The following is a 13,207-nucleotide window of genomic DNA, read 5'->3' on the forward strand; positions in this document are numbered from 1 at the left end:
TGATCCACCCACGCGTGATGGCCGTCGGCCAGCCGCACTTCGCTCCAGGCCGCGTCGGGCGAGGCGAAGACGATCGACGAGATCGTCCCGGTCCCGAACCGGGCCTCCGACAGTGCGATGATCCCGGCCAGCTCCGCCGGCGCCGGGGCAGCGCGCGCCGGCCGCCCGGCGTCGCGATACAGCGGCTCCAGCACCAGCAACGCGCCCGTCAGCGCGATCAGCGCCAGCAGCAGGCACAGGCCGAGCCCGATCCAGGCGTGGAGGCGTCGCAGCCAGAGCATCATGCGGCGGCGCCCGTCCTCAGATCGCCGCCGAGATCGTCACCTTGACCGTCCGGGGCGCGCCCACGCCGAGCAGGTTGTTGCCGGCGGTGCTCCAGTAGCCCTTGTCGAACAGGTTCTCGACGTTGATCTGCCCCGTGAGCGTGCGGCCGTCGATCTCGCGGGTGTAGCGCACGCCGGCGTCCACCGTCGCGTAGCCGCCGATGAAGCCCTGGTTGGCCGCGTTGACGGCCCGGGCGCCCATGGCGAAGACGCCCGCGTTCAGCGCCAGCCCGTCCACCGCCGGCACGCGCCACTCGCCGAACAGGCTGGCGGTCCACTTCGGCGTGTTTTCGGGCCGCTTGCCGATCACCAGCGGGTTGGCCGCCCGCTTCTGCTCGGCGTCGAGCATCAGCGCAGAGGCGGTGATGGAGATCCGGTCGCTGACGTCGCCGAACGCGGCGAACTCCACACCGCGGTACTCGACCTCGCCGTCCAGCACGAAGCGGTTGGCGCCGTTCGTGTAGGCGCTGGGCCGCTTGATCTCGAACCCGGCCAGCGAGGCGACGACCTTGCCGATCTCGGCCTTGGCGCCGGCTTCGACCTGGCGGGTCTTGGCAGGGGGCAGGATCTCGAAGGCGTTGACGTTGTTGGCCGGCGCGATGCCGCCCTCCTCGAAGCCCTCCAGGTAGCTGCCGTACAGGCTCACGAACGGCCGGGGCTTGTAGATCAGCGACACCGCCGGCGAGGTCTTCTTCGCCGCATAGCGCGTGATCACGCCGGCCACGTTGCGGGCCACGCTCTCGTAGTCCGAGCGGCGCAGGCCCACGATGGCCTGCCACTGGTCGCCAACCTCGATGCGGTCGAAGACGTAGGCGCCCTTGTCGCGGATCGTCGACGGCGCGTCCTGCAGGCCGATGGTCCGACGCGGCGGGCCGGGGATGACGACGGGATTGTAGAGGTTCTGCGCGAACGAGAAGCTCTGGTTCACCCGGCCGTTCTGGTAGCGCTTGTTCTCGGTGTAGCCGGCCACGGCCTGGTGGCGGATCGGGCCGGTGTCGAACGCCGCCGACAGTTCGCCGCGGCCGTTGTCGTTGACGTACTTCTGCCCATCGGCCAGCGACACCTGCAGCGTGCCCGCGCCGGTGGTCAGGTTGTAGTTCTGGAACTGCGAGAAGAAGCGGTTGCGGTTGGTCTGCGCGCGGCCGCCCTCCAGCTTCAGCGCGAAGACCTCGTTGAACTGGTAGTCCATCCGCAGCAGGAAATTGCGCGCATCGGCGTCGTAGTGCGCCCACTTGCCCGAGAGGTTCCGCCGCGCCGGCGGCCGAGCCGGGAGCGTGACCACGCCGGCCACCACCGCCGGCAGCGCCAGCGCGCCGGGCTCGGGGATGTCCTTGGCGATGTACTCGCCGTCGAAGCGGAACGACAGCTTGTCGGTCGGCTTGAAGTCCAGCGCCAGCGCCAGCAACTGGCGGTCGCCCTTCACGTAGTCCTGGAACGAGGCGATCTGGCCCGCGGCCGCGTTGACCCGCACGCCGAACATGCCGTCGTGGAACCGCTGGCCCAGGTCGATCGAGGCGATCCGGGTGCCGTTGTCGTCGCCGCGGAAGGTCACCGCTGCGGTCGGATCGGCCTCGGCGCGCTTGGTGGTCATGTTGATCACGCCCGAGGGCGGCACGAAGCCGTAGTAGAGCCCCGAGGCGCCCTTCAGCACCTCGACGCGCACCTTGTCCTCCAGCGGCTGCTCCACGAGGTTGATCACCGGCAGCGCGCCGTTCAGGCGGTAGTTGCCGCGGTTCTCCACCAGGATCCCGCGGATCGCGATGTTGTCGTAGGTGGCGCCGTTCAGTTGCGAGCGCGTCACCCCGCCGGTGTTCTTCAGCGCGTTGAACAGGCCCATCGCGGCCTGGGCGTCGATGACGTCGCGCGTGATCACGTTCACCGTCAGCGGCGTGTCGATGACGCGCGCGTTGCGGAACGCGCCCACCTGCACGACGTCGGCGCGGCTCTGGGCGGTGATGACGATCTCCTCGACCGAGGTCGTCGCCCCGGCCTCGGCGTCGGCGTCGGCAGCCCGGGCCTCGCCCGCCGCCGCCAGCAACGCCGCGACGCCCGCGCTGGCCAGGTGGATGTTACGCATGCCTCGTTCCCCGTCATCGAACTGGGCGGGGGGTACGCGGTTCAGGCGCTCGGCGCAAGCGACTGATAATCATTCGCAGATGAGCGGGGCCCTTCAGTCGCTCAGGATCGGCATGCGCACGCGGAACGTGCTGCCCTGGCCCGGCACGCTGCGGGCGAGCCCGATGGTCCCCCCGTGCAGCTCCATCAACTGCTTGCCGAGCGCCAGGCCGATGCCCAGGCCCTCCTGCGCCCGCTCGGTCGGGCTCTTCACCTGCGCGAACAGGTCGAAGATCTTCGACTGCATGTCGGCCGGGATGCCGATGCCGGTGTCGATGACGTCGATCTCGGCGACCCCGTCCCTGATCCGCGCGGCGAGCGAGATGCGCCCCCCGGCCGGCGTGTAGCGCGCCGCGTTGTTCAGGAGGTTGCTGACCACCTGGGCCAGCCGCGTCGGGTCGGCATGCACCGCCACCGGCTGCGACGGAATGTCGGTCGAGAAGGCGTGGCCGGCGGCGTCGATCTGCGGCCGGCTGGCCTCGACCGCGAAGTCGAGCACGGCCTGCAGCGCCACCCGGTCCTTGGTGAGCGAGATCTTGCCCTGGTCGATGCGCGAGATGTCGAGCATGTCGTCCACCAGCCGCGTCAGGTGCGCCACCTGGCGCTCCATCTGCCCGTGGATCTCCTCGGCCTTCTGAGGGTCCTTGCGCCGCGACAGGAAGTGCAGCCCCGCGCTCAGCGCCATCACCGGGTTGCGGATCTCGTGTCCCAGGACGGCCAGGAACTCGTTCTTGTTGCGGTCGGCGGTCTTCAGCGCCTCGGCCAGGGCCTCCAGCTCGTCGCGCTGGGCGATGATCTGGCGGCGCTGCTGGTGCAGGTCGAAGAAGACGTTGGCCTTGCTGCGCAGGATGTCGGCTTCGATCGGCTTCTGCAGGAAGTCGACGGCGCCGGCCTCGTAGCCACGGAACCGCCGCTGCCGGTCGGCGACCCCGGCGGTCAGGAAGATGATCGGCACGTGGCGCGAGACCTCGGCGCCGCGCATGAACTCGGCAAGCTGGTAGCCGTCCATGCCCGGCATCTGCACGTCCAGCAGGGCCAGCGCCACGTCGTGGGTCAGCAGCAGCTCCAGCGCCTCGTCGCCCGAGCGCGCCTTCAGGCAGGCCAGCCCCTCGCGCTGCAGCAGCGCCTCCAGCGCCAGCAGGTTCTCCTGCAGGTCATCGACCAGCAGGAAGTGGATCGGGTCGCGCACGCCGCTCACGCCGCCCCCAGCTTCAGCAGGTGGTCGGCGATGGCCTCCAGGCTCATGCGCGCGGCGCCCGCGCACGCCTTCAGCGCAGCCTCGGGCATGGCCGGCGCGTAGGCGTCCGCCGGGTCCTCGACCACCGCCTCGCCGCCCGCGTCCACGACTGCGCGCAGGCCCTCGGCGCCGTCATGGTTCGCCCCGGTCAGCACGATGGCGGTCAGCCTGGGGCCGAAGGCGTCGGCGGCGCTCTCGAACAGCACGTCGATGGCCGGCCGCGACATGTTCACCGGCTCTTCCGACGACAGCGAGAGGGTCCCGTCCGCCTCGGCCAGCAGATGGTAGTCGGCCGGGGCGAAATAAACGAAGCCCGGCAGCGCCGGCTCCTTGTCCTCGGCCTCCTTCACCGCGACCCGCGAGCGGGTCTGGAACAGCGGCACCAGCGCGTTGTCCCGGCCGGGCGGCACATGGACCACGATCAGCACGGGATACGGATAGTCGGCGGGCAGCGCCGGCAGGATCTTCAGGAGCGCCTGCACGGCGCCCGCCGACCCGCCGATCGCGATGGCCTTCCCGGGGGCGCCGCTCATCCGTCGCGCCTCTGGTAGATCTTCTCCTCGCGGACGAAGTCGGCGAAGGCGCCCGCGTGACTGGAGAACCGCAGGCTCTCCTTCGACCCCAGTCCGAGGAAGCCCTTGCGGGCCAGCGAGTCGCGAAACAGGCCGATGGTGCGGTCCTGCAGCCCGGCGTCGAAGTAGATCAGGACGTTGCGGCACGAGATCAGGTGCATCTCGCCGAACACCGCGTCGGTCACCAGGCTGTGGTCCGAGAACACCACCCGGCTCCGCAGCGACTTGTCGAAGATCGCGCGCCCGTAGTCGGCCGTGTAGTAGTCCGACAGCGACGACTTCCCGCCCGACTTCTGGTGGTTGGTCGTGAACTTCTTGATCTGGTCCAGCGGGTAAACGCCCGCCTGGGCCGCCTTGAGCGCCGCCGGGTTGATGTCGGTGGCGTAGAAGATCGTCCGCTCCTCCAGCCCCTCTTCGCGGAACAGGATGGCCAGGGAATAGAGTTCCTCGCCGTGGCTGCAGCCGGCCACCCAGACCTTCAGCGAAGGATAGGTCCTGAGATGCGGGACGACCTTCTCCCTCAGCGCGCGGAAGTAGGCCGGATCGCGGAACATCTCGCTGACCTGGACCGTGAGGTAGCCCAGCAGCCGGCCCAGCGTCGCCGGCTCGTGCAGCAGGCTCTCCTGCATGGCCGACAGGCTGGCGAAACCCAGTTGGTCGCGGGCCTGGATGAGCCTGCGCTTGATCGACGCCCGCGCGTAGCTGCGGAAATCGTAGTGGTAGCGCTGGAAGAGCGCCTCCAACAGCAGCCGGATCTCCAGGTCGTCGATGTTGTCACGCACCACTGAGTTCACCGCGGCATCCAGACCCGCACGAGCGAGAGCAGGCGGTCCACGTCGATCGGCTTGGCCATGTAGTCGTTGGCGCCGGCCTCCAGGCAGCGCTCCTGGTCGTCGGGCATGGCCTTGGCGGTCAGCATCACGATGGGAAGGTCGGCCCAGCGCGGATCGTTCCGGATCTCGCGCGTGGCCTCCAGCCCGTCCATCACCGGCATCATCACGTCCATGAGCACGAGGTCGATCGCCGATGCGCCGTCCCCGTCCGCCTGCGCCAGGGCCTCCAGCGCCTCGCGGCCGTTGCGCGCGATCTGCACCGAGGCGCCGCGCGGCTCCAGCACGCTGGTCAGGGAGTAGATGTTACGCACGTCGTCCTCGACGACGAGGATGCGGCGGCCCTCCAGCATCGAGTCGCGGTTGCGCGCCTTGCGGATCATCCTCTGCTGCTCGGGCGGCAGCTCGGCCACCACCTGGTGCAGGAACAGCGACACCTCGTCGAGGAGGCGTTCCGGTGACTTGGCGCCCTTGATGATGATCGAGTGCGAATAGCGGCGCAGGCGCTGCTCGTCGTCGGCCGACAGGTCGTGGCCGGTGTAGACGATGACTGGCGGGAAGGCCTGGTCGCCCTGGCTGAGCGTCTCCAGCAGCGAGAACCCCGACGCGTCCGGCAGCGACAGGTCCAGCACCATGCAGTCGAAGGTCTCGGCCTTCAGCTTCTCCAGGCACTCCGCCGCGGTGCCGACGCCCACCGTCTGCACGTCGCCGGTGGCCAGCAGGCGGCCCACCGCGTCGCGCTGCACCGCGTCGTCCTCGACGATCAGCACGCGGCGCATGGTCCGCGTGAGCTGCGATTCCAGGTTCTGCAGCACCTCCGAGAGCTGCTCGCGCTGCACGGGCTTCACCAGGTAGCCGACGGCGCCCAGCGAGAGCGCCGTCTGGCTGTGGTCGGCGCCCGAGACCACGTGGATCGGGATGTGCCGTGTGGCCTCGTCGCGCTTCAGGCGGTCCAGCACCGTCAGCCCCGACTGGTCGGGGAGGCCCACATCCAGCACGATCGCGTGCGGCCGGTGCTGCGCGGCCAGCGCCAGCGCCTCCTCGGCCGTGCCCGCCACCAGGCACTGGAAACCCAGCTCGTGCGACAGGTCGCAGACGATGCCGGCGAACACCGGATCGTCCTCGATCACCAGCAGCAGGCGGCGGGAATCCGTGAGGTCGTCGCGGTCGTCGGCCACCCTCGCCAGGACCGTCCGGCGGGCGCGCGGCGCCTCTGCGGCCGGCGGCGCGGGCGCCGGGACCGGCGGCGCATCCCGCGGCGCGACCTCCGCCGGATCGTAGACCAGCGGTATCGTCAGGGTGAAGGTGCTCCCCACGCCGGGCGCGCTCTCCAGCGCGATGGCGCCGCCCAGCAGGCGGGTCAACTCCCGCGAGATCGACAGGCCCAGGCCCGTGCCGCCGTAGCGCCGGCTGATCGTGCCGTCCGCCTGGCGGAACGCCTCGAAGATGCCCTGCTGCTGCTCCGGCGTGATGCCGATGCCCGTGTCCTTCACCGCCAGCGCCAGCTCGTCCTCGCCCTTGCGGCGGAGCGCCAGCTCCACGCCGCCCTTCTCGGTGAACTTGAAGGCATTCGACAGCAGGTTCTTGAGGATCTGTTCCAGGCGCTGGCGGTCGGTGTCGACGGCGCCCGGCAGGTCGTCGGCCACCGAGATCGCGAAGCTCAGCCCGCGCGTCTCGGCGACGGGCTGGAACAGGTTCCTGATGTCGTTGGTCAGCCGGCTCAGCGGCACGCTCTCGGCCTGGATGTGCAACTGGCCCGCCTCGATCTTCGACAGGTCGAGGATGTCGTTGATGAGGATCAGCAGGTCGTCGCCCGACGACTGGATCGTCCGCGCATACTTGATCTGGTCGTCCGTCAGGTTGCCGTCGGCGTTGTCGCCCAGCAGCTTGGAGAGGATCAGCAGCGAGTTCAGCGGCGTCCGCAGTTCGTGGGACATGTTGGCCAGGAAGTCGGTCTTGTACTGGCTCGCCTGCTCCAGCTCCCGCGCCTTCAGCTCCACCGCCGCGGTCGTGCGCTCCAGTTCGTCGCGCTGGGCCTCCAGCGTCTGGGCCTGCTCCTCGAGCTGGCTGTTGGTCTGCTCCAGCTCCACCTGCTGCTGCTCCAGGCGGACCTGCTGCTCCTTCAGCGCGCGGCCCTGTTCCTCCAGCTCCTCGTTCGAGACCCGCAGTTCCTCGGCCTGCACCTGGAGCTCTTCCGACTGCCGCTGCGTCTCCTCCAGCGCGTCCTGAAGCTGGGTGCGGTAGCGCGCCGAGCGCAGCGCGGTGCCGATGGCCGGCGCGGCGCGGGTCAGCAGCTCCAGCACCTCCCCGCCGACCGGCTGCAGGTAGCCCAGCTCGATCACCGCGTTGACCGCGCCGTCCGCGCTCGCCGGCGCGACCAGCAGATGGCGCGGCTTGTCTTGCCCGAAGGCCGAGCCGACCGTCAGATAGCCCTCGGGCAGGTCGTGGATCACGATCGCGCGGCCCTCGGCGGCGACCTGCCCCAGCAGGCCCTCCTTTGGGCCGAACCGTTCGGGGATCTTCGCTGCGGCCGGCGCCCCGAGCGTCGCGGCCAGCCGGAAGTCGCCGCCCTCGCCCTTGAACAGCGCGCCGGCCTGCGAGCCGGCGTAGCGCGCCAGGAAGGCCAGGATCGCGTCGCCGAGCTGCTCGACCGACTTCTCGCCCATCATGGCGGCGGCGAGCTGCACCTGCCCGGATTGCAGCCACTGCTCCCGGGCCCGCACACGCGCATCGCGGCGGATGAGGACGAACACGATCACCGTCAGCGCCGCGCCCAGCAGCCCCGACAGCACGCCGCTCAGCACCGCGGAGGTCTGCGACGCCTGCATTTCCGAGACGCGGAGCGCACGCAGGCGCTGCTCCTCGCGGCGCATCACCTCCAGCCGGGTGCGGATGGCGTCCATCTCGGCCTTGCCGCGGTCGGTGTTCACCACCGCGAGCGCCGCCGCGACGCCCTCGGTCTGGCGCAGCGCGATGGTTTCCTTCAGCTCGGCGAGCTTGGCCTGGAGGTTGCGCCGGAGCTGCGCGGCGTTGGTCTGCTGGACCGCGTTGTCGGCGGTCAGCGCCGCGACTGCGTCGATATTCGACTCGGTCTCCGCGGCCGCGCGCCGGTAGGGGTCGAGATAGCGTTCGTTGCCGGTCAGGAGGTAGCCGCGCTGGCCGGTTTCGGCGTCCTGGACCGTCGACAGGAGGTCGTCCAGCGCCACGATCACCTCGTGCGAGTGGCGGACGCGGGCGTTGTTGTCCTGCAACGCCATGACGTTGAGGTACGAGACCGAGCCGCTGACGAGGAAGAACATCAGCACGACGACGAGGCCGACCGTCGTCCAGACGTCGACGCGGGAGCCGAGCTGGGACGCGAGGCGGGAACGGGACTGCGGCATCGGCGCCCTGACTAGACTGCGACCGCGTCCGCGTGGCGGCCCTGCGCGCGAAGACGCAGGGACTCCGAAGCTTCGACGGCTGGCCCGCCCGACGGCCGCCAGGGCGCGTCAGCCGGTCCGGAATGAACGAACAAGGGCGCGGGCCGACGTGCGGCGCGTTCCCCCCCGTTCGTGCAAACGGACCAGTTCGACTCCGGTTCCGTCCGCTCTACCGCCTTTTTTCCACCCGCCAGGCGGCCGGCGCCGCGACGGGGCGCAGGCGGTCGCCGAGCCGCCCGACGCCTTGGCGACCTACGCCGGTTCCTTCAGCATCCGGCGGCGTTCCACCGACGAGGGGATGCGCATGGCTTCGCGGTACTTGGCGACGGTGCGGCGCGCGATGTCGACGCCGGCGTCCTTCAGGATCTCGACCAGGCGGTCGTCGGAGTGGACGTCGGCCTCGGCCCGTTCGCCGTCGATCAGTTGCTTGATCTTGTGGCGCACGCTCTCGGCCGAGTGGGCCTCGCCGCCCTCGGACGACGCGATGGCCGAGGTGAAGAAGAACTTCATCTCGAACAGGCCGCGCGGCGTGGCGATGTACTTGTTCGAGGTCACCCGGCTGACGGTCGACTCGTGCATGCCGATAGCATCGGCGACGGTCTTCAGGTTCAGCGGCCGCAGGTGCTCGACGCCGAAGGCCAGGAACGCGTCCTGCTGGCGCACGATCTCGGAGCTGACCTTCAGGATCGTCCGCGCGCGCTGGTCCAGGCTCTTCATCAGCCAGTTGGCCTGCGCCAGGCAGTCGGAGACGAAGGTCTTCTCCTGGTCGGTCTTCGACTGGCCCGAGACGCGGGCGTGGTAGCGCTGGTCCAGCAGGAGCCGCGGCAGGGTGTCGGAGTTCAGTTCCACGTGCCACAGGCCGCCCGAGCCCTCGCGCACATAGACGTCGGGCTGCACCGGCGTCGCCGCCTCGCCGCCCGCGAACGCGGCGCCGGGCCGCGGAGTCAGCCCGCGGATCTCGGCGATCATGTCTCGCAGGTCCTCGTCGTCGACCCCGCACACCCGCTTCAGCGCCGCCAGGTCACGCTTCGCCAGCAGCGGCAGGTTGTCCAGGAGGGCGCCGATCGCCGGGTCGTAGCGGTTCTGGTCCTTGAGCTGGATCATCAGGCACTCGCGCACGTCGCGCGCGGCCACGCCCACCGGGTCGAAGCCCTGGACGACCGCCAGGACCTCTTCGATCAGCGCCTCGGCGCAGCCCAGGCGCGCGGCGGCCTCCGCCGTCTCCAGCCGCAGGTAACCGCCCTCGTCCACGGCGTCGATCAGGACGCCGGCGACGATGTTCTGCGTGGGCGTCAGGCCGGCCGCGGCCAGTTGTTCGTTCAGGTGCTCGGCGAGCGTCTTGTCGCGGGTGAGCGCGCTTTCGAAGTCGCCCTCGTCCCGGTCGAAGCTGCCGCCCGAACCGGCCCGCGACCAGTCGATGGTCCCGCCCGCGTCGGCGGCCGGGCCGTCCGCCATCTGGGGCGCGTCGCCCGTGGCGCGCTCGCCCGGCGAGGCTTCGTCGTGGGTGACGTCCAGCTCGGCGCGCGCCTCGGCGTCGGCCGCGTGCTCCTCGGTGACGGCGACCGGCGCCTCGTCGCGATGTTCCTCGCCGCCCTCGCCGTCGCGCTCGTCGCGTTGCAGCAGCGGGTTGCGCTCCAGCTCGGTCTCGACGAAGGCCTCCAGCTCGAGATTCGACATCTGCAGCAGCTTGATCGCCTGCTGCAACTGGGGCGTGATGACCAGCCCCTGCCCCTGCCGAATCTCAAGACGTGCGCTGAGCGCCAACGACCTGTCCCCCTGGCCCGCTTCTTGCTTCCCAGGCTAAGGACCGATCCCAACCGACAGGTTAACGGCGCAGCGATTCCCTTCGCCGCGCGCAGCGCCGTATTTTCTGAAACCGCGGAATACGCGGAATACGCGGAAGAAAATGCCGGCGCTTTCCGCGTCCTTCCGCGAACTCCGCGGTTCAAAAAAGAGGGAGCCTCCGCATGCGCGGAGGCCCAAGTTTCAGGCGACTTTTCGTTGTGATGCTTCAGGCGGCGACCGGCCGCCGCGCGGGCTCCAGGTCCCACTCGAACTCGGGATAGAACTGCGCCATCAGCCGGTCGACGTAGGCCACCAGCGTGCCGAACCCCTCGGCGCGCCGGCGCAGCTCGCCCGTGAAGAACGGGGTCAGCGTGCTGGCCAGCAGCGCGAACACCGTGGCGTCCGCCCCGCACGGCCGGTCGCCGAAGAGGTAGCGCCTGTCGCCCAGGATCGCCGCCACGGCCGCGAGCGAGCGCACGCCGAGCGCCACGATCTCGAGGTCGGTGTGCCGCCCGATGCCCACGGCGCGCAGGTTCAGCCGCACCTGGTCCATCGTCGCGTCGCGCACGGCTTCCGGCGCGCCGTCGAAGAAGCGGCTGGGTCCCTTGGCGAAGTTCTCCGCATCCAGCCACCGCTCGTGGCAGAGCGCCCAGCCGTAGTGGTTCTCCATCATCCGCTCCAGCGCCCAGGCGGTGGCGCGCTGCTCGGGCGAAAGCCCCTCGTCGAAGTCGATGCCGTAGGTCCGCTCGATGTACCCGCGGATGAAGGTCGAGTCGCCGATCCGCGCCCCGGCGGCGTCCACGAACGGGACCTGACCCTTCGGCCCCTCGTCGGGGCTCGCCTGCGCCTTCGCATAGGTCAGCCCCGCCATCTTCAGTTGCACCTCGGTCTTGATGACGTAGGGGCTGATCTCGGGAAGCCCGAAGCCCTCGCCGGCGCCGTAGAGCGTGATCATCCGCGGTCTCCCTCCCAGGGATCGACCCTGGTCGACCCGTCCGTAACCATTTGACAAACCCACCCTACGAAGGCCTTGCTGCCAGCATTCTGTCAGCAGCCTGACAGGGGAACAAAAGTGCGACGCGCGGACCGTCTCTTCCAGATCATCCAGATCCTGCGGCGCGGCGCGCGGCCGGTCACGGCCGACGCCATCGCGGAGGAGCTCGAGACCTCCAGGCGCACCGTCTACCGCGACATCGCCGACCTCATCGGCCAGCGCGCGCCGATCCGCGGCGAGGCGGGGGTCGGCTACATCCTGGAGGACGGCTACGACCTGCCGCCCCTGATGCTGACGCCCGAGGAGGTGGAGGCCGCCGTGCTCGGCGCGCAGATGGTGGCCGCCCGCGGCGACCCGGCGCTGCGCCGCGCCGCCGAGGATCTCATCGCCAAGATCGGCGCCGTCATCCCCGAGCAGCTCCGCCCGCTCGTCGTCGAACCCGCCACCCGCGCCGCGCCGAGCTGGAAGGCCGTGGCCGACAACATCGACATGGCCAGCGTCCGGCGCGCCATCCGCGGCGGGCTCAAGATCCGGCTCACCTACCGCGACGAGCGCGAGCGCGCGTCGACGCGGACCGTGTGGCCGTTCGCGGTCGGCTACTACGAGACCACGCGGCTGGTGATGTGCTGGTGCGAGCTGCGCACCGACTTCCGCAGCTTCCGCACCGACCGCGTCTCGGCCGCCGAGTTCCTGGACGAGCGCTATCCCGACCGCCCCGCATCCCTGCGCGCCCGCTGGCGCCGTCACCAGCAGGAGCACTGGGAGCGCATGTCCAGGCGCCGGACGCAGGCCGCGGAGTAATCCTCCGCCGTTGTCGGGCTGGGCTTTCACGCCGCCCGCCCCTTCGGGGTAACTGTTACGCTTCCGTAAGTTGAAGCGCCCCGCGGCCGCCCCTAGCGTCGGGCCACCTTGGGGAGACTCCGCCATCATGACTGACATCAGCCGCCGCCGCGCGATGCTGCTGGCCGCGTTCGCGGCCGCCGCGCCGGCCCTCGCGCCCGATGCGGCCTGGGCCCAGACGAAGGACGCCGCGCTGCCGACCGTCTGGGACCTGACCGCCCTCTATCCCACGCCCGAAGCCTGGACCGCCGAGGCCAAGGCGCTCGAAGCCGCCCTGCCGGGCCTCGCCCGGTACAAGGGCAAGCTGGGCGACAGCGCCGCCACGCTGAAGGCCGCCATGCAGGCGATCAGCGACCTCAACCGCCGCGGCGCGCGGCTCTTCGTCTACGCCACCCTCAAGGGCGACGAGGACCTGCAGGTCGCAGCGGACCAGGAGCGCCGCCAGCTCGCCCAGGCCCTGGTCGCCAGGTTCGGCGAGGCCACCGCCTGGGTCAGCCCCGAGACGCTGAAGATCGGCCGCGCCAGGCTGGAGGACTTCATCGCCGCCGACCCGGGCCTGGCGAAATTCCGCTTCGGCCTCCTCGACACCGTCCGCCAGGCCGACCACACGCTCGACGCCGAGGGCGAGGCGATCCTCGCCGCCGCCGGCAACCCGCTCACGGGGCCGCGCACCATCAGGAGCCAGCTCGTCGCCGCCGACATCCCCTGGCCCACGGTCACCGTCGCCGGCAAGCAGGTCCGCCTCGACCAGCAGGGCTTCACCCAGGCCCGCGCCACCGTCGACCGCACCGAGCGCAAGATGGTGATGGACACTACCTTCGGGACCTTCAAGGACTTCGAGTCGAGCCTGGGCGCGGCGCTGGCCGCCAAGGTCGACGGCGACCTCTTCAACGCGCGCCAGCGCAGGTATCCCACCGCGCTGGCCGCCGCCGTCGACGGCCCCAACATCCCCGAGAGCGTCTACCGCACGCTCATCGCCGAGGCGAACCGCGGCCTGCCGATCCTGCACCGCTACTTCGACCTGCGCCGCCGCCTGCTCAAGCTGCCCGACATGGGCCTGTGGGACATCTATCCGCCGGTCACGAAGCT

The 13,207-nt window shown here is 70.4% G+C and carries 10 protein-coding genes; 2 read left to right on the plus strand and 8 right to left on the minus strand.

What is annotated here, in order from left to right; all coding sequences use genetic code 11:
• From JNL41_RS16965 to JNL41_RS17000, 8 genes are all read right to left on the minus strand, one after another.
• The coding region (locus tag JNL41_RS16965) for a PepSY domain-containing protein (RefSeq protein WP_293477002.1) at window positions 1–284 on the minus strand (284 nt) is incomplete at its 3' end.
• A gap of 16 nt (window positions 285–300) precedes the next feature.
• The gene (locus JNL41_RS16970) at window positions 301–2,400 is read right to left on the minus strand and encodes a TonB-dependent siderophore receptor (protein ID WP_293477004.1); all 2,100 of its coding nucleotides are present in this window, start codon (window positions 2,398–2,400) and stop codon (window positions 301–303) included.
• A 93-nt stretch (window positions 2,401–2,493) separates the two neighbouring features.
• Window positions 2,494–3,636 (minus strand): hybrid sensor histidine kinase/response regulator, encoded by a 1,143-nt coding sequence (locus tag JNL41_RS16975; RefSeq protein WP_293477006.1) that lies wholly within the window; start codon window positions 3,634–3,636, stop codon window positions 2,494–2,496.
• Complete coding sequence (locus JNL41_RS16980) at window positions 3,633–4,208, minus strand: chemotaxis protein CheB (protein ID WP_293477008.1); 576 nt, start codon at window positions 4,206–4,208, stop codon at window positions 3,633–3,635. The genes JNL41_RS16975 and JNL41_RS16980 overlap by 4 nt, the downstream gene beginning before the upstream one ends.
• Window positions 4,205–5,029 (minus strand): CheR family methyltransferase, encoded by an 825-nt coding sequence (locus JNL41_RS16985; protein WP_293477010.1) that lies wholly within the window; start codon window positions 5,027–5,029, stop codon window positions 4,205–4,207. The genes JNL41_RS16980 and JNL41_RS16985 overlap by 4 nt, the downstream gene beginning before the upstream one ends.
• A gap of 8 nt (window positions 5,030–5,037) precedes the next feature.
• Entirely contained in the window at window positions 5,038–8,460 is a 3,423-nt protein-coding gene (locus tag JNL41_RS16990) for a response regulator (protein WP_293477012.1), read from the minus strand.
• A 291-nt stretch (window positions 8,461–8,751) separates the two neighbouring features.
• On the minus strand, window positions 8,752–10,263 hold the full coding sequence (gene rpoN, locus JNL41_RS16995) for an RNA polymerase factor sigma-54 (RefSeq protein ID WP_293477014.1): 1,512 nt from the start codon (window positions 10,261–10,263) through the stop codon (window positions 8,752–8,754).
• Between the two features lie 247 nt (window positions 10,264–10,510).
• Window positions 10,511–11,239, minus strand: a complete 729-nt coding sequence (locus JNL41_RS17000; protein ID WP_293477016.1) for a glutathione S-transferase family protein — start codon at window positions 11,237–11,239, stop codon at window positions 10,511–10,513.
• Between the two features lie 117 nt (window positions 11,240–11,356).
• On the opposite strand from JNL41_RS17000, the gene JNL41_RS17005 reads away from it, so the two are divergent.
• Window positions 11,357–12,079: a YafY family protein gene (locus JNL41_RS17005; protein ID WP_293477018.1), complete on the plus strand. Its 723-nt coding sequence runs from the start codon at window positions 11,357–11,359 to the stop codon at window positions 12,077–12,079.
• A 127-nt stretch (window positions 12,080–12,206) separates the two neighbouring features.
• On the plus strand, window positions 12,207–13,207 hold a 1,001-nt coding region (locus tag JNL41_RS17010), incomplete at its 3' end, for a hypothetical protein (protein ID WP_293477020.1).

The organism is Phenylobacterium sp. (assembly GCF_016793285.1).
GTDB lineage: Bacteria > Pseudomonadota > Alphaproteobacteria > Caulobacterales > Caulobacteraceae > Phenylobacterium.

Bases quoted from the DNA above. Each gene is read 5' to 3' on its own strand.
- JNL41_RS17000 (WP_293477016.1), bottom strand. From the start codon at position 11,239: ATGATCACGCTCTACGGCGCCGGCGAGGGCTTCGGGCTTCCCGAGATC.
- JNL41_RS16970 (WP_293477004.1), bottom strand. From the start codon at position 2,400: ATGCGTAACATCCACCTGGCCAGCGCGGGCGTCGCGGCGTTGCTGGCG.
- JNL41_RS16980 (WP_293477008.1), bottom strand. From the start codon at position 4,208: ATGAGCGGCGCCCCCGGGAAGGCCATCGCGATCGGCGGGTCGGCGGGC.
- JNL41_RS16990 (WP_293477012.1), bottom strand. From the start codon at position 8,460: ATGCCGCAGTCCCGTTCCCGCCTCGCGTCCCAGCTCGGCTCCCGCGTC.